Annotated in this window: 20 protein-coding genes; 19 read left to right on the forward strand and 1 reads right to left on the reverse strand. The window is 60.6% G+C overall.

Going from position 1 to position 16570, the window contains the following annotated elements:
• Nucleotides 1-20 precede the first annotated feature (20 nt).
• On the reverse strand, nucleotides 21-1604 hold the full coding sequence (locus AC4FS3_RS18375; RefSeq protein WP_491021723.1) for a DEAD/DEAH box helicase: 1584 nt from the start codon (nucleotides 1602-1604) through the stop codon (nucleotides 21-23).
• Nucleotides 1605-1683: 79 nt separating this feature from the next.
• On the opposite strand from AC4FS3_RS18375, the gene AC4FS3_RS18380 reads away from it, so the two are divergent.
• From AC4FS3_RS18380 to AC4FS3_RS18470, 19 genes are all read left to right on the forward strand, one after another.
• Entirely contained in the window at nucleotides 1684-2448 is a 765-nt protein-coding gene (locus tag AC4FS3_RS18380) for a ParB/RepB/Spo0J family partition protein (RefSeq protein WP_491021724.1), read from the forward strand.
• Nucleotides 2441-3106, forward strand: coding sequence for a ParB/Srx family N-terminal domain-containing protein (locus tag AC4FS3_RS18385; protein ID WP_491021725.1), 666 nt, complete (start codon nucleotides 2441-2443; stop codon nucleotides 3104-3106). Before AC4FS3_RS18380 ends, AC4FS3_RS18385 begins: the two co-directional genes overlap by 8 nt.
• A complete protein-coding gene (locus tag AC4FS3_RS18390; protein ID WP_491021726.1) occupies nucleotides 3106-3507 on the forward strand; it encodes a hypothetical protein in 402 nt (133 codons plus the stop codon). The genes AC4FS3_RS18385 and AC4FS3_RS18390 overlap by 1 nt, the downstream gene beginning before the upstream one ends.
• Nucleotides 3504-4154, forward strand: a complete 651-nt coding sequence (locus AC4FS3_RS18395) for an ATP-binding cassette domain-containing protein (RefSeq protein ID WP_491021727.1) — start codon at nucleotides 3504-3506, stop codon at nucleotides 4152-4154. The genes AC4FS3_RS18390 and AC4FS3_RS18395 overlap by 4 nt, the downstream gene beginning before the upstream one ends.
• Nucleotides 4151-4729: a nucleoside/nucleotide kinase family protein gene (locus AC4FS3_RS18400; protein ID WP_491021728.1), complete on the forward strand. Its 579-nt coding sequence runs from the start codon at nucleotides 4151-4153 to the stop codon at nucleotides 4727-4729. The genes AC4FS3_RS18395 and AC4FS3_RS18400 overlap by 4 nt, the downstream gene beginning before the upstream one ends.
• Nucleotides 4726-5652 carry a hypothetical protein gene (locus AC4FS3_RS18405; protein ID WP_491021729.1) on the forward strand — a complete coding sequence of 309 codons (927 nt, stop codon included), beginning with the start codon at nucleotides 4726-4728 and terminating at the stop codon, nucleotides 5650-5652. The genes AC4FS3_RS18400 and AC4FS3_RS18405 overlap by 4 nt, the downstream gene beginning before the upstream one ends.
• Entirely contained in the window at nucleotides 5649-5903 is a 255-nt protein-coding gene (locus AC4FS3_RS18410) for a hypothetical protein (protein WP_491021730.1), read from the forward strand. The genes AC4FS3_RS18405 and AC4FS3_RS18410 overlap by 4 nt, the downstream gene beginning before the upstream one ends.
• Before the next feature lie 124 nt (nucleotides 5904-6027).
• Nucleotides 6028-6648: a hypothetical protein gene (locus AC4FS3_RS18415; protein WP_491021731.1), complete on the forward strand. Its 621-nt coding sequence runs from the start codon at nucleotides 6028-6030 to the stop codon at nucleotides 6646-6648.
• Nucleotides 6645-7745, forward strand: coding sequence for an RNA polymerase sigma factor (locus tag AC4FS3_RS18420; RefSeq protein ID WP_491021732.1), 1101 nt, complete (start codon nucleotides 6645-6647; stop codon nucleotides 7743-7745). The genes AC4FS3_RS18415 and AC4FS3_RS18420 overlap by 4 nt, the downstream gene beginning before the upstream one ends.
• A gap of 8 nt (nucleotides 7746-7753) precedes the next feature.
• Entirely contained in the window at nucleotides 7754-9034 is a 1281-nt protein-coding gene (locus AC4FS3_RS18425) for a phage terminase large subunit (protein ID WP_491021733.1), read from the forward strand.
• Between the two features lie 55 nt (nucleotides 9035-9089).
• Nucleotides 9090-10667, forward strand: a complete 1578-nt coding sequence (locus tag AC4FS3_RS18430) for a phage portal protein (RefSeq protein WP_491021734.1) — start codon at nucleotides 9090-9092, stop codon at nucleotides 10665-10667.
• A gap of 118 nt (nucleotides 10668-10785) precedes the next feature.
• On the forward strand, nucleotides 10786-11661 hold the full coding sequence (locus AC4FS3_RS18435; protein ID WP_491021735.1) for a DUF6651 domain-containing protein: 876 nt from the start codon (nucleotides 10786-10788) through the stop codon (nucleotides 11659-11661).
• 119 nt (nucleotides 11662-11780) lie between these two features.
• A complete protein-coding gene (locus AC4FS3_RS18440; protein ID WP_491021736.1) occupies nucleotides 11781-12686 on the forward strand; it encodes a major capsid protein in 906 nt (301 codons plus the stop codon).
• Between the two features lie 77 nt (nucleotides 12687-12763).
• Nucleotides 12764-13603 carry a hypothetical protein gene (locus tag AC4FS3_RS18445; RefSeq protein ID WP_491021737.1) on the forward strand — a complete coding sequence of 280 codons (840 nt, stop codon included), beginning with the start codon at nucleotides 12764-12766 and terminating at the stop codon, nucleotides 13601-13603.
• A 3-nt stretch (nucleotides 13604-13606) separates the two neighbouring features.
• Nucleotides 13607-14404: a hypothetical protein gene (locus AC4FS3_RS18450; RefSeq protein ID WP_491021738.1), complete on the forward strand. Its 798-nt coding sequence runs from the start codon at nucleotides 13607-13609 to the stop codon at nucleotides 14402-14404.
• Nucleotide 14405: 1 nt separating this feature from the next.
• Complete coding sequence (locus AC4FS3_RS18455) at nucleotides 14406-14756, forward strand: hypothetical protein (RefSeq protein ID WP_491021739.1); 351 nt, start codon at nucleotides 14406-14408, stop codon at nucleotides 14754-14756.
• Nucleotides 14753-15238, forward strand: coding sequence for a hypothetical protein (locus AC4FS3_RS18460; RefSeq protein WP_491021740.1), 486 nt, complete (start codon nucleotides 14753-14755; stop codon nucleotides 15236-15238). The genes AC4FS3_RS18455 and AC4FS3_RS18460 overlap by 4 nt, the downstream gene beginning before the upstream one ends.
• On the forward strand, nucleotides 15235-15651 hold the full coding sequence (locus AC4FS3_RS18465; protein ID WP_491021741.1) for a phage tail terminator protein: 417 nt from the start codon (nucleotides 15235-15237) through the stop codon (nucleotides 15649-15651). The genes AC4FS3_RS18460 and AC4FS3_RS18465 overlap by 4 nt, the downstream gene beginning before the upstream one ends.
• An 81-nt stretch (nucleotides 15652-15732) precedes the next feature.
• Entirely contained in the window at nucleotides 15733-16569 is an 837-nt protein-coding gene (locus tag AC4FS3_RS18470; RefSeq protein ID WP_491021742.1) for a hypothetical protein, read from the forward strand.
• The last annotated feature ends 1 nt before the right edge of the window (nucleotide 16570 follow it).

The raw sequence follows: 16570 nt of genomic DNA on the forward strand, positions 1-16570 counted from the left end.
TTGCAAGGACTATTTCACTTTTACGCCGCATTTTTCAGCGCGTCGAAGCGATACCACGGAAAATCCTCGTCGTCGGTGAGGATGCCTTCAGCGAAACCGGGCGTCAGCCGGACGATGTTCTCGCGCTGGCGGGCGTGATCCCAGAGCGTCGAGTTGGCATTGCAGCTGTAATCCGCGATGAAGGCGATGTTCGGGCCGGTCTTCTTCGAGCGCAGACCGCGCCCGATCCGCTGGCGCAGCGCAACCTCGGCCTTACCACCGCCGGCCAGTTGCACCAGACCGATTGCCGGCACGTCAACACCAACGTCGAGGATCGTGGTGCCGATGATCACATCAGTCTTCGCCTCGATCAGAGCCTTCAAGTGCCGCCGGCGCTCCTCCTGGTCGTTCTCACCGCGCAGGAAGGCCACTCTCAACCCGTTCGTCTCATAGACCGACTTGGTCGCCTCACCGTGAGCCTTACGCAGCACCAGAGTCAGCGTCGGCAAACCGTAGGATTTCGCGCGCAGCGCATCAACTACCATGTCCCGCAACATGGCTTCGTTTTCGATGTAGCCCAGCTGGTAGGCGCGCTCATAGGGCGAGGTCCGGTGCAGCTTCGGGTGCGCGGCGCTGTTGCGGAACTTGAAATACGGCCGGGCCAGAATGCCGCGCTCGATCAGGAGCTTCTCCGGGATGTCGATCAACACCGGACCGAAGGCCGCCATCAGCCGCATGTTGTCCTCGGCCGAGCTGCGCATGAACGGCGTGGCAGTCAGCGCGATCCGGTAGCGGGCGTTCTTGCAGTGGCGCAGGATCTCGTAATAGCTGTTGCCGCCGGCCTCATGCGCTTCCTCACCGATCACGACCTCGACCATGCTCAGGAAGCGGATAATCGCGTTGCGGCGGTTGTTTTTGCGCTCAAAGACGCGCTTTGCCTCCTCCATGAGGTCTTCACGCGCCACCTGATGCGCGGTCGCGGCCTTTTTCTTCGAGAGGTGGAGCGACTTGACCAGAGCCCGAAACTCCTTGTCGATGGTCGTCTCCTCGAGCGCAGCCACGAAGGTCTGCACCATGCCGAGGTTTGCCTCCTTCACGAAGGACATCTGACCGTCACCGATCACGCCGGTTTTCATACTCAGCGAGTCCAGCTGGTCCTTCATCTGGTAGAGCAGGATGCCGCGGGTGGTCAGAAAGAGCGTCATCCGGCCGAGCCGGCGGATCAGCAGCTTCGCGATCTTGGACTTTCCACCGCCTGTGGCGACCCGGATGATGCCGGCGCCGTGCTTCTCGACCTGGCGCACCGCCATCATCTGGTAGTCGTAGTTCGGGTTGTCGTTGCCGAACTCATCCACGATCGGGTTCTCCGGGCCGAGCGGAGCGGGCAGGGGATGCTGCACCAGCTGGACGGTATGACCTGCCTTCTGCAACTCCTCCTGGATCACATAGGTAAATCCAGCCGGGAAGGTGCGGGTTAGCACGTCGAGGAAGGAAGACTTGCCCGACCAGCCGACGCCCTGGTCGATGTTGTAGGAGAGCAGATTGTTGACCAGCGAGGTAACTCCGCGGTCCTCATTGACCAGCTTGGCTACGGTTGCATTGCGGGCGATCTGAACGATAGCCATTTAGCTAAATCCTTTATCAGTTGCCAAGGGAGCTCCTCTTGGCTATGTCCTAAGTAAGTGGTTACTTATAGGCGCCTTGATGTCCGCAGTCCAATACCTTCAGGTCCAGGTCAAGGATCTTCGACCCAACCCGTTCAACTCGAACCGGGTCACCGCAGAGAATGAGATGAAGATCCGCGAGAGCATTCGCCGGAACGGGATCTTCAAGCCGATCATCGTGCGCGAGGTCGAGTCTGTTGCAGGTTACGAGATCATCGGTGGTCAGCACCGCTGGGAACAAGCGGTGGCGATCGGTCTTGAGACAGTTCCCGTCGCGAACCTCGGCCTGATCGACGACCGGCGCGCGAAAGAGATCGGGTTGCTCGACAACGCCCGCTATGGCGCCGACGACACACTTTCGTTGAGCGCTATCCTGAAGGACATTGGTGACATCGAAGAGATCCAAACCTTCCTCCCTTATGGTGAGACCGATCTCGGCGCGCTGTTCTCTGCTTCTTCTATAGACCTGGATGACCTCGTTATCCCGGAGGATGCGCTTAATTCGGCTGATCCCACGACGGAAGAGGCCGCCCCGGCGCCAAAGGTCACGAAAACTCACACCACGATGCGCTTCAAGGCCAGCCTCGGTGATGCTGAGCGTCTGACCGCGCTGATCGCGCGGACCCAGAAAGAGCAGGGTCTGACAACTGCGGATGACCTGACGAACGCCGGCGACGCCATCGTCCACCTGCTGACCACCGCCGGCTATCTGAACGCCGCGGCGGCTGCATCCACTCAACCTGAAGGCTGGGAGGCTGAACTCGACGCGATTGCGGCGGCCCAGAAGGAGAACGACAATGGCTGAAGAAGCCCGTCAGATCGAAGTCTGGGACATCGAGAAGCTGATCCCTTACGAGGCGAACGCCAAGAAGCACCCGCCTGAGCAGGTGAAGAAGTTGGCGACCGCCATCACCAAGTTCGGCTGGACATCGCCGATCGTGGTCTGGGGTAACGGCGACATCATCGCCGGCCACGGCCGCCGGCTCGCCGCGATCGAGCTGGGGCTCAAGCGGGTGCCGGTCATCGTGCGGCGCGATCTGACCAAGGCTGAAGCTGACGCTCTGCGCCTGGCTGATAACCGCGTCGCCTCGACCGATTACGACCAGGAGATGATCCAGGCAGAGCTGCAGCGGCTCAACGAGGAGCTGGCGGGCGCCGGCTTCGAGCTGACGGATCTCGGCTTTGACGCCAAGGAGGTTGACTTCTCGATCGCCGATCTCGGCACGCTTGACGACGACTTGTTCGTCGATGACGTCGCCACGGCCGTCGAAGAGCAGAAGGCGCAGAACGAAAAAGCCATCGAGACCGCCGACGAGACCGCGGCGCCGGTGGTTGACGCGCTCGGCTTCAAGCGGGTGACGATCGCCCAGAGTCGTCAGATTCGTGACGCGATGGTCAGGATCGAGGCCAAGACGGGCAAGAAGGGCATCGACGCCTTCATCGAATACCTCGTGGCGGCCTGATGTCTGCGATCATCCTCTCATTTCCTGAGGGAGAACCGCTCACCGAGCGGTTTCCCGAGTTTGAACCAGTAGAGGAGTTCGCGGAGGTCGAAACGACAGAGCCGATCGAGTTCGTCACACCAGAACAGAAGAAGAACATTCTTGATCGAATCGACCAGTTGAGGCATTTGGTGATTGCTGGTCGGATTGGTGGTTTGATCCTCGTTGCGAGTGATCCCCTCACAGGCCACTTCCTGACCGACAAGTGTCTTCAGGAAGATTTGGATCGGAGTGATCTCTTTGGTTTTATTGGCGTTTTGCAGACGCTCAAAGCCGAAATCACCGATGAAGCAATGATGGCCCCGGTCATGACTCTGACCGGAGACATCCTCGATCCGTATCGTTCTGAGGAAGAAGCATGACCTATACCATTTCCCGCGCCTTCACCACTTCGGTGGAGCGCACCAAGCGCGTTCTCGAAGTCGCTGAGGCGTTCGGCCTCGGGCTCTCGGACAAGGAGTTCGTGGTCTATGACAACCTGGAGCTCGATGTGCGCCAGGGCGATGTCGTCTATATCACCGGCCAGTCTGGCTCGGGTAAGTCGCTCCTGCTGCGCGACCTGACCGCCAAGATGCGCGCGGACGGCCTGAAGGTGGCCGATCTGAACGAAGTGGTGCTCGAGGAGAAGCCGGTTGTCGAGCTGCTGGGAGAGACCACGAGCGAAGCACTGGAGCTGCTGTCGCGCGCCGGGATCTCGGACGCCTGGATCTACATCCGCAAGCCATCGGAGCTGTCTGACGGCCAGCGCTACCGGCTGAAGCTGGCCCTGGTGCTCAACTCCGGCGCCGATGTCTGGATCGCTGACGAGTTCGGCGCCGTGCTCGACCGCACCACGGCCCGGGTCGTTGCCTACAACATCGCCAAGGTCGCACGCAAAGAGGGCAAGACCTTCATGGTGGCGACCACCCACTCCGACATGATCGAGGAGCTCGCGCCGGACGTCTACGTCGAGAAGATGTTCCGCGAGAAGGTCAAAATCGTCGTTCCGCGTGAGGAGGATCCTGAATGAGCAACGTCATCGGTCTGTTTGGCGCCGCCGGCTCCGGCAAGAGCGTCGTGGCAAACGAGCTGGAGGAGATGGGTTACGAGCGCGTGCGCTTCTCGGCGCCGCTCAAAGACATGCTCCGTGCCTTCTTCCGCGCGGCTGGGCTCTCGCAAGAAGAGATCGAGCGCCGGATCGAGGGCGACCTGAAGGAGGAGCCGGACCAGCTGCTCGGTGGCAAGACGCCGCGCTACGCCATGCAGACGCTTGGCACTGAATGGGGCCGCGAGCTGATCTCGAAGGACATCTGGTCGAACGCCTGGCGCACGCGCGCCGAGGGCGTGGTTGCTCGCGGCGGCCGGGTGGTCGCTGAGGACGCCCGCTTCGAGACCGAGGGTGATGAGCTGCGGCGTCTGAACGGAATCATGGTCAAGGTGACCGGCCGGGCGAAGGATATGGTCGTTTCTGGCGGCCATGCGTCCGAGGCAATGTCCGGGCTCACTGCAGACCTGGAATGTGCCAACTCAGGCACGCTCTCTGAGCTGAAGCACTGGGTTCGCTATGTCTTCGGTGGTGCGCGCGAGCATGAGGTCGCAGCATGACCATCGAATACCCTCTGGGGCTCGCAGAGAGCTTCACTGAGCGCTTCCATGACTATCCCGGTGCGCAGACACTGGTGAAGCGTGACGACGCTCCTGTGCAGCGTTTTGCGCTCGTGGATGAGATGCTGGTGGAGCGCGGTGCTAAGTCCGACTGGGATCTTCTTCACGACCTCCATTACAAGGCCGAGAAGCTGCCGATCGGGCCGCGGTTCTGGAAGCTCACGCTGCGCGGCGAGACGATCGGCACTCTGGTGACCGGATCGCCGAAGGGTCTGCTGCGTGAGCGTCACCTGGCGTTCCCGAAGCTGAAGCCTGGCGCGGGTGAGACCAAGCTGACCAACACCAACCGCTACCACTTCATCAACGCCAACTTCCGCGTCATCAGCCGGTTCGTCATCGACACCCGGTTCCGCGGTATCGGCGCCGGCTACCGGATGATGAACCTCGTCTCGCGCATGAGCGGCGAGAAGTTCATGGAGATCCAGTCGTCGATGTCGAAGTTCAACGCCTTCGGCCAGAAGGCAGGCTTCAAATTCGTGAAGCCGATGAACGCCAACAAGTTCGACGCGGTGATGAAGTTCTTCCGGGCTCACTTCGAGGCTAACCCGGCCGACTTCGAGGCCATCCTGATCGAGGCGGAGTCCCGCACGCCCGAGCAGCAGAAGGAGCTCTTCAACATCTGCCGCGACTTCTACGCACGCAACTCGGCTCTGGAGAACACCACGACCGGGTTCTTCGATGCCGAGAAGCGCTTCGAGGACGCGAGCATGAGGTGGATCATCAAGGGTATCCAGCAGATCGGCCTGGCGTCGCCGCTCTATGGCGTCTGGCAGAACCCGGATCACGGCCGCACCGACATTCCTGAGATCCTGCCGCTGACCGCGTTCAACCGGCAGCGGCCCAATGAGAGGCTGGTGCTGTGAAACCGAAGCGCACGCCGCATCAGGTTGAGATCATGGGTCTGGTTATCAAGGCCGCGAATGATGGTCGGTTCCTGACCCAGAAGGAGCTACCCGGGCTGCTGAGTTATGCGGCCGGGGTGAGCTACGGTGCCATCCGCATCTCGATCCGTTTCCTCGAAGAGCAGGGGATGTTGATGCGCGTGGCGAACGGCCGGCAGAAAGACCTGGTTCCTACCGAACGCGGGTATGACTGGTTCCGGCCGGCGAAGTGAAATCCTAACCGGAGACGTCTCATCCTGATCCGTGTCTGGTAATATATAGTATATGGTAAGTAAGTGCTTATTTATGTATATATTACCAGACACGGATCAGGATGAGCTCTCCCGGAGCGAGTGAATGGCTGCTGAAGACGAAGATAAGAATGAGGACTCCGGTTCGAGGAAGCGCTTCTCGGATGCTGAATTTGCGTCCGCTAAAGAGCTTTATGAACTGGGCAAGGCCGGCATCGCCGAGTTGTCCGATATGTTCTCCGTCTCGCGGCAGACCCTGAGCAAGCGCTTCAAGGATGCGGGCGTCACCAAGGGCTCGCGTGCCCATGAAGTCAGCGCCGCAGCTGGAGCGGCTGTAAAGGCGGTCGTAGAGCGCTTCTCGGATCGTCGGGCGGAGTTGATCGAAGAGACGCGGATTGAGGGTCTGAAGGCTCTCAAACAGGCGCGTCTGATCGGCCAGAAGATCATCGTCGAGGCGGTCAAGGCAACTCCGGCTGGCAGCACCCCGAACCTTTCGGCCGTAGATGACGATCTGCGCGCGCTCGGCCGGTTCAACAAGATCCTGATCGACAACCTGGCGTCCTCGCTGAGCATCCTGAATGCCGACGAGCATACGGATGATGAAGATCTGCCGACCCTGAAGCTCGAGGATCTGACCAATGACGAGATCCTGAAGCACCACATCTCGACTGGCGCCCTGCCCGAGGACGCCACCATCGAAGACCTCAATCTGGAGATTGAACAGTGACCCTGACCCCCAATCAGCAGGAGGTCTGGGATCTCCATAAGTCCGGCCTTGCCGTTGCAGAGATCGCACGCCGCCTCAAGCGCGATGAAAGCTCGATCCGCGAGCGCCTCTCCCGGGCGCGCCGCGCGATGGATGTCGACATTGACCCGGCCGTGAAGGCTGCGATGAACGAAATGGGCATCACCACCGTGCCTAAGACGATCTGGTTCAAGAGCGACACCCTCTCGGTCCAGGTGAAGCCTGACGCCGAAGAGGAGGCCAGCTTCACCGACCGGCTGGGCTCGGTCTTCTCTGCGCTGCCTGCCGCGCTGCCGGTGCCGAAGCCGAAGAAGACCAACACAGAGCTGATGGCGGTTTATCCGCTGTTCGACCTTCATATCGGTCTGCGGGCTCACCAGGAGGTCTCCGGCAAGAACGTCGATCTCGACAGCGCCAAGGAGGAGATCCTCGCCACGATGGCAGAGGTTATGGCTCGCACGCCCGACGCGCGCCGCGGGGTTATCATCAATGGCGGTGACCTGACCCACCAGACCGACGACCGCAATATGACGCGCCGCTCCGGGCACATTCTGGACGTGGCTGGCCGCAATGCGCCGACTGTCGGTGTTGCTCTCGACATCCTCTGCACCCTGATCGAGATGGCCCTGCGCAAGCATGATATCGTGGAATATTACTCGGTGCCGGGTAACCACGATGTCCAGAATTGGGAAACCCTGCAGTTCGCGCTGCGCGAACGCTACCGCGACAACAAGCGGGTGAAGATCGACGTCCGCTGGGATGAGTTCAGTGTGGTTGAGCACGGCGAGGTGGCTCTGTTCATCCACCACGGCGACAAGCGCACGCCGCGCGACATCTCCATGTTCTGCGCCGCCACCTTCAAGGAGGTCTGGGGCCGCACCTCCTATCGGATGCTGCTGACCGGCCACCTGCATCACCTGAAGGAAGACGAGTTCCCGGGTGTCATCTGGAAGCAGCTGTCGGCCGGATCGGCGCGCGATCACCACGCGGCCAGCCACGGCTATCTGTCGCATCGGATCTTCTCCTCGATGGTCTTCGACCAGCGCTCCAAGAAGTTCGACTACAGCGCGGTGATCTGATCATGATGATGACCCCAATTCTCAAGCTGCACCGCCTGCAGAAGGTGGTTCACCATGATCCGCGGCGCTTCCGCGTGATCGTGGCCGGCCGTCGTTGGGGTAAGTCGCAGCTGTCCAAGATCTCGCTGATCCTCTCCGCGGCGATGAAGAAGCAGCAGCTCGTCTGGTATGTGGCGCCGACCTATCAGATGGCACGCACGATCCTTTGGGACGACCTGAAGGCATCTGTGCCGCGTGAATGGATCAAGCGCGGCAAGAACGGCCTGAAGATCAATGAAACCCGGATGTCGATCCACCTGGTCAACGGATCCAGGATCGAGCTGAAGGGCGCTGATAAACCCGACACGCTCCGCGGCGTCGGTCTGCACTTCGTTGTCATCGACGAGGCTCAGGATATCAAGGAAGAGACCTGGGAGATGGTGCTTCAGCCGACGCTGGCGACCACCAACGGTAAGGCTCTGTTTATCGGCACACCAAAGGCCTTCAACTGGCTCTACGACAAGTTCGTTCTGGGTCAGCGCGGCGATTTCGTGAAGGATGAGCGCGGCAATATGGTGCCCAATGAGTGGCGCAGCTGGCAGTTCCCGACCGTCACCTCGCCGTTCATCCCGAAGCCGGAGATCGAGGCCCGTCGGCGCGACATGGATCCGAAGTCCTTCCGCCAGGAATTTGAGGCCAGCTTCGAGACGATGAGCGGCCGGGTCTATTACCCGTTCGACCGGAACATCCACGTCCAGGACTGTCCGTTTAACCCTCGGCTGCCGATCCATATCGGCATGGACTTTAACATCGACCCGATGTCGGCCGTTCTGATCCAGGAACAGCCGAATGGCGAGATTTGGGTGATCGACGAGGTTGTCCTCTACAGCTCGAACGTTCAGGAGACAGCCGATGAGATCGCGCGCCGCTACTACAAGCACATGGCCGCCATCACGATCTATCCTGACCCGGCCGGCAACAACCGCAACCACGACCGCGGCGAGACCTCGCTCGACATCCTGCGCGAGGCTGGCTTCTCGAACATCCTGTTCAAGCGCAAGCACCCGCTGGTGCAGGACCGGGTAAACACCGTCAACCGGCTGCTGAAGACCGCAGATGGCCAGGTCATCCTGAAGATCGACCGGAGCTGCAAGAAGTTCATCGAGAGCCTCGAGCAGACGATCTACAAGGAGGGCACCAACGACGTGGACAAGAAGAAGGGCACCGAGCACGCGGCCGACGCCTTTGGCTACTTTGCCGACTATCGCCACCCGATGCGGAAGGCGCTGATCCTTGGTGTGTCGATTTAACCTTGCGAATAAGTATGTGCTTACTTATACTCGGTGAGGATTTCTGGTGAGAACGATGGAAAAGACGCCCTACGATAGCCTCTACGCGCTGCGCCACCCCGAGTATGAAGACTCGGTGGCGCACTGGGACTATTGCGAGGCGACCTATCGTGGTGGCCGCCACTGGTTCGAGGATCATCTCCACAGCTACACCAAGGAAGGCGAGAAAGAGTTCGCCGACCGCAAAAATCGCGCCTCTCGCTTCAACCACACCCGCGAAGCCGTCGATCTGGTCCAGAAGTATCTGTTCAAGGCGCCGATCAAGCGTGACGTGGAAGGGGCGCCGGAGTCGCTGAAGAAGTTCTGGAAGCGCTCGATGCGCAACGGGCTCGGGATCTCCGAGCTGGTCCGCATGGGCTCGACCAAGAACTCGGTTCTCGGCCGCGTGGCTGTTGTCGTGGATAACAACCTGCGCACGAAGGTCGACGCCGCCGCTGAGCTGTCCGTGAAAGAGGTCGAGGAGAGCGGCTTCAACGTCTATGCCTATGTGGTCAAGCCGCAGAACATCATGGACTATGCGTTCGATGAGGACGGCGACGGCGAGCTGCTGTGGATCCGGCTGCGCGAGTTCGTGCGTGACGACCGCAACCCGCTGGAGGCTTCCGGCACGGTCAACGAGCGCCAGCGCCTCTGGACCCGCACCGAATGGTATCTGTTCGACCGGCCGCCGATGGATGGTCAGGGCAAAGAGCAGCCTGTTCGTCTGGTTCAGTCGGGCAAGCATAACCTCGGCTTCGTGCCCGTCTTCCTGTTCGACCACTCGGTCTCCGACAGCAAGTATGTGCCGCCGGCTCTGGTCGATGACATTGCCTATCTGGACGGCAAGATCGCCAACTACATGTCGAACCTGGATGCGATCATCCAGGATCAGACCTTCTCGCAGCTGGCTATCCCGGCTCAGGCGCTCTCGGGTGACAAGACCCAGGCGACCGAAGACATCCGCGAGATGGGCACGAAGCGGATCTTCACCTACGACGGCAGTGGTCAGGGCAAGCCAGAATACCTGTCGCCCGACCCGAAGCAGGCCGGCGTGATCATGCAGGCCGTGGAGAAATACATCAACGAGATCTACCACACCATCGGCCTCGCCGGTGAACGGACGAAGCAGGACAATGCCGTCGGCATCGACAATTCGTCTGGTGTGGCAAAAGCCTACGACTTCGAGCGGGTCAACTCGCTCCTTCTGTCGAAGGCTCAACGCTGCGAAGCGCTGGAGAACTGGATCGTCAAGACCGTCCTCGCCTGGCATGGCGAGAAGGCTCCGGTCGATCCGCTGGTCACCTATCCAGAGTCCTTCGACATCGCGGGTCTGGCTGACGAGCTGGTGGTTGCCGAAGCACTCTCCAAGATCCAGGCGCCTGCCGAGCTGCGCAAGGAGCAGATGCTGGTCATCCTTGAGAAGATGTTCCCGCAGGTGACCGAGGAGCGCTACGCGGAGCTCAAAGCTGCTGTCATGAGCTGGGAGCTTCTGACGCCGCTCGAGATCGCAGAGAAAACGGCCGAGACCAAAGCGGCCGCCAGTCCCGCGCAGAACAGCTCTAAAGCTGCCGCCGCGCCCAGCCGCCAGGGTTCCGTTACCTCAGCCACGAAATAAGAGCAGCCTAAGATAGCTGGTCGCTCTGCCAGAGTTACCCCGGGTCGAGACACTGACCCACCCACAAGACTGCCCGAGATACTGGGCGAAGGAGAAGACCATGTATTACCGTTCCGTGATGGCGAAATATGCCAACATGCGTGCTTACGAGAAGGCCAATGAGGGCGCTGCCGGCGATGATGCTGGTGCGGCCGAAGCCGCTGCCAAGGCTGCCGCTGATGCGGAAGAAGCCGCCAAGGCCGCGAAGGCGATCGAGGATGCACAAAAGGCCGCTGATGCTGCTGCTGCAGCCGCTGCCGAGTCCGATGACCCGAAAGTCAAAGCACTGGCGGCCGAGAAGGCCGAGCTTCTGCGCGAGGTCATGGACAAGAAGGACAAGCTGAAGACCACAACCAAGGATCTCGAGGACGCCCGTAAGGCTGTCGAGGCCTATGAAGGTGTCGACCCGGCCAAGGTGAAGGAGCTGCTGCGCAAGGAGATCGAGGCTGAGCGCCGCGATGCCGAAGCCAAAGGTGACTTCGAGCGCGTCAAGAACATGATGGTCGCCGAGCACGACAAGGCGATGAAGGTCGTGAAGGACGAGCTGGAGGCTGAGCGCAAAGGCCGCCGCGGTGATCTCGCCCTGATCGACGAGCTGACCATCGGCAATGCGTTCGGCAACTCGACCTTCATCGGCGAAACCCTGACGATCTCCGCGGCCAAGACCCGGGTGATCTATGGTGACCACTTCGAGCGCCAGGACGGCAAGGTCGTCGGCTATGACAAGCCGGTCGGCGCCAAGGATCGCACTCTGCTGGTGGACGCGAAAGGTGACCCGCTGCCCTTCGAGCAGGCTCTGGCCCGGATTGTCGATGCTGATCCCGAGAAGAAAGGCATCGTGAAATCGCGCGCGAAGGCCGGTTCGTCTTCGGCTTCGGATGTCGAGAAAGGCAAGGAGCAGAAGGCCGGCCTGAGCGGCGTGGACCACATTTCCGCTTCGATCCGCAGTCTCTGAGCCAAAAAGTAAGCAATGGCTTACTTTGCCCCTTGAAACATGGCGCCTCATCGCTTAACGTAAGTATGTGCTTACTTATGTGACGCAATGGGGCGTCATTTGTTGCAAGGAGTCTATCAATGCCCCTTCTTGGTGCAGAAGCCGCCCTGCTGTCGGAAAACGACCGCCAGAAGGGTATCATTGAAGAGATGGTCAAGCAGGATGAGTTCTTCCACCTGCTGCCCTTCGTGAAGACGGAAGGCCTGGCCTACCTCTACACCCGTGAAAAGACCAACGCGACCGGCGCCTGGTTCTCGGAATACGAAGTGCTGGAAGAAAGCGCTTCGACCAACGAAAACGTCAGCGTCCAGCTGAAGCGTATCGCTGGTCAAACGGACATCGACAACTTCATCATCCAGACCAAAGCGGACTGGTATGATCAGGTCGCCGTCCAGATGCGCGCCAAGGCCAAGGGTATGGGCGAGCAGTTCCGCAACGAAGTCGTCAACGGCGACGTCGCCGTGAACGCCAAAGGCTTCGATGGTGTCCGCAAGCTGACCTCGGCCTCTCAGACTCTTACGATGGGCGCCAACGGTGCTCCGATTGACTTCGAGGCTCTCGACGAGCTGGTGGACTCGGTGCGCCAGAAAGACGGCAAGTTTCTGATGATGCGTCAGGAAGTCTGGCGTCAGATCCGCGCGCTGAACCGGGCGATGGGTGGCAACACCGCTGAGACCGTGATGGTTGAAAACTTCGGCCAGCCGATGCGTGCTTATGACGGCGTGCCGGTCCTGATCAACGAGTTCATTCCGGTGAACGAAGTGCAGGGCTCGAGCAACACCACGACCTCGATCTATTGCCTCCGCGCAAACGAGGCTGATGGTCTGCATGGCATCTACGGCGGCAACGGCTCGGCCGGCTTCCGCATGGAGAAGATCGGTCTGCACCTTGACAAGGACGTCACCCGCTTCCGCGTTCTGTGGTATGCGGCCCTCGCTCTGAAGGCCCGGACCTCGCTGTCGCGCCTGAAGGGTGTCGCTGTCTGATCTTGTAGATCAGTAAGTGCTTACTTATGGTGGGCGGGAGGCAACTCTCGCCCATTTGCTTTTGAACACGGTGGACCATGAAAAAGCTGAAACTGACCAAGCGCACCCATATCGGCTATACTGGCCTGATCGGTCGCTACCAATTCGTTGACGGAATCTCGGTTGAGGATATTCCTCAGGTCGAGCGCATCCGCATCGCTGGCAACTTCTCCTGCGTCGAGATCGAGGAGGATGGCTCGGAAGGGCTGAACCCGAGCCCGGCTCATACGGTGCTCGCCAGCAAGCACCTGACCGCTCACCGCGAGCCGCTGGCCCGTCAGAGCGAAACCGAGAAGGAAGATGAGAATATCGCCCTCGTGACCGGCGGCGCTGTGCGCAAGATCATCCTGACCGAAGAGGCTCTTGAGACTATCGCGTCGAAGGGTGGCATCGCTGGCCTGCGCGACGTCGCGGCCAACTGGAACGTCAAGAGCAAGTCGATCCCGGCGCTTCTGAAGCTCATCCTTGACGCGCAGGGTAAGTATGCGGTGACCCAGGCTGCTTACCTGAAGGAGCGCGGCGTCCCGGATGAAGAGATCGAGCGTCTGCTGGCTCCGGTCACCGAGGAAGTGAAGCCGAACATCGTCAAGGCCTCGAAGGTCGAGGCTGCCCCGGATCCTGCAGCTGTCTCCACGAATGATGTCGCAACGGCGGCCATCACCGGCGATCTTGCTGCTGCGATCACCGCGGCTGCAGCCGCTGATGTCTCCGCTGAGAGCGTGTCGGTCTCGGCTGAGAACGCCGCAACGTCTGTCACCAGCGCGACCGTATCGGCTGGCTCTGCAACCGCTGCTGTTGCAGCCGCGACGGATGGTTCCGGCCCGGTCAGCATTGCGATCTCGCCGGCTTCCACCGCGACCGTCGCCGCATCGGAGTAAGCCATGAACTTCTACCCCGAAAACCAGATCGTCGAGATCGTGATCCCGTTCACCGATGTGAACGGCGCCGCGATTGTGCCGACCGACATCACCGCCGCTCTCTATGACGGTGAGGATACTCAGCTCGCGTTCTTCGAGTCCCTGGTCTTCGATCCGGCCGGGGCAGAAGCGAAGCTGATGATCCACAAGGATCTCAACCGGCTTCAGGGCGACGAGATGCAGGAGGTTCGTCGCCTCGAGGTCCAGATTACTCATGCTGGCGGGGTCTTCACCCGCCAGCACTCCTACGCGATCGAGGCTGAGCAGTCGCTCCAGATCATGCGCAACTCCTTCATGACGTTCGAGACCGCTCAGATGATGTCCCGGGACTTCGTGAACCTGACCGCCTTCACGTCAGACACTGAGGAGCGCCAGCGCGCCGCTCTGGTCGAGGCTTATCGGCGTATCACCCGCATCGCGATGGTTTATTCCATCGTGACGGTCGATGGCGTCGTGGAAGACAGTCACCGGATCGGCGCCTCGACCTGGAACTATGTCGATGATGATGTGTTCAAGACCCAATTCCCGAGCCACTTTAAGCGCGCGCTGCGCATCGCCCAGCTGACCGAGGCCGACGATCTTCTGCAGGGTCAGGTTATCTCGCGCAAACACGCTCAGGGTATCGTGTCAGAGACCATTGGTGAGTCGTCTGTGACGCTCCGTGAAGGTTTCAGCGGTGCAGGTAGCTTCGGGCTCAGCTCTGCTGCCCTGGGTCATCTGAGCGGGTATATCGACCGGACGGTCAAGCTGGCGAGGGCCTGATATGGCGTTCACCCCGAACCTCGTCGGCCAGCTCCAGCGCGCGACTGGCAAAGACATCTACGGGCAGTCGGTCTTCGGGCCGGCTGTTCCGTGCCAATTCGCAGTCGTGAATGCAAAGCGTCAGCAGGAGAAGACCTCGGTGCGCGCCGACAGCTCGGCCTCGCGCGGTAACGCTGATGAGATCACCACCGGCCTCGGCTGCATTCTGGTGGCGAAGCACCAGCGTATCGAGATCGGCGACGTTTTCACCTTCGACGGCGACAGCTATGACGTTAACTCCAAGCACATCCGTCGGAATGTCTTCGGCGCCATCGACCATTTCGAGTGCGACATCCAGGTGCGGCCAAAATGAGGGGTCGGTTCCTGGTAGATGCGGTGGCGTGGGGCAGGGTGCAGGTAGGGCTGAAGAACATCGCCTACACCGTGCCTGAGCACGCTGCGCGCACCATGCGCCGGGCCGCCGCGCGCATCGTCGCCAGGGCGAAGAACTATGTGCCGGAAGACACCAGCGCGCTGAAGGACTCGATCCGGCTCGAGGCATCCCGCGGCAACTTCGGTCGTCTTCAGATCAACGTGGTCGTCGGCGGCCAGTCTGTGGTGAACGTGAAGGGCAGAGAGATCGACCTCGATCAGTATGCCGCGATCGTCCATGAGGCCTACGAGAACATGCTGGTCTACGGTCCCGGCGAGAAGACACAGGCGAAGATGAACCAATTCCCGGGCAAGGTTGGCTCGGGTTTTCTCACCCGTGCCTCTGAGGAAGAGGCTGCATCACTGGACCGCGCCATCATTGAGGCCGTTGCCAGAGTCATCAAAAGCGAAGGTATGGCATGATCCACGACATCCTTGAGAAGAAGCTGCAGGACGCAGGCTTCGTGCCTGGCAGCACGCTGTTTCGCGACTACATCCCGGCCGAGAGCACGATTGCGGTCATGACACGCATTCCGCTCGATGGTCTGCCGATCAACGAGAACATCCTCGGCTACTACCGCGGCCGGATGCAGGTGATCGCCCGTCACAAGGATCCTCGCGAGGGCACCGAAATGGCGGCGCGCGTGCAGAAGATCCTGACGCTTGAGACAGCGCGCGAGATCTATGAGGCGACTTCGGAGCGCGGTCGGGTTCATCTTGACCTCTTCTTCCCGGAAACGCTGCCGATCTCTTTTCCGCGTCTGAGCGGCAATGGCTACGAGTGGAGTCAGCATTTTCGCTGCGCTTTCGGCGTTTCTGGCTTATCTGGTAGCTAAATAGCCAACTAGCTCTTGAAATGCCGCCAACCTTCAGGCACATAAGTAGATGCTTACTTATGTCCCTGAAGGAGACTCCCAATGGCATCGACCACCGAAAACGTGAAACTGGGCGTCTGCTCGGTTCTCTTCGACGGCGTGAACCTGGGCTTCACCAAGGGCGGCGTTGAGGTGGAGGTCGCGACCACCACCCATGAGGTGACTGTGGACCAGTTCGGCAACACGCCGATCTCGGAGCTTATCACCGGCCGCACCGTGACTGCCACTGTTCCGCTTGCTGAAACGACCCTCGAAAACCTCGCCCTGATCATGCCGGGCTCGACCCTGGTGACTGACGGCGTGAAGGCTTCGGCTACCATCACTCTTTCGACCGCGGCTCCGGCCAATGGCGACAGCGTGACCATCGCCGGTCAGCGCTTCACCTTCCGCACCACTCCGTCTGTGCAGGGTGATGTCCGTATCGGCACCGGCTCCGGCGCCGCCGCTGTGACCAGTTCGGCGCTCAACCTGGTCGAGGCGATCAAGGCCTCCGACATCGGCTATGTCGCGTCGAACGCGGCTGGTGTGATCACCGTGACCTCGAAGGCGACCGGCGCTGGCTGGAACGCGGCTGTCTCGGCTGCATTTACCACTGCGGCGAACGTGGTTGTGACCCAACTGGCCGGCGGCGTGAACGCGACCGCTGCCCGCGTCGTGGTCTCGACCGGCATGGATATCAACCTCATCAATTCGGCGAAGGTTCTGGTTCTGCGTCCGCGCGGCACCTTCGGCGAGGATGACTTCATCGTCCACCGTGCAGGCTGCTCGGGTGCCCTCCAGTTCGCTTACGCGAGCGAGAATGAGCGCATCTACTCGGCGACGTTCAAGGGCTTTGCGGACGCCGCAGGCACCCTGTTCACCGTCGGCAAATCCGCCTGAT

Source organism: Pseudogemmobacter sp. TB195 (assembly GCF_058313095.1).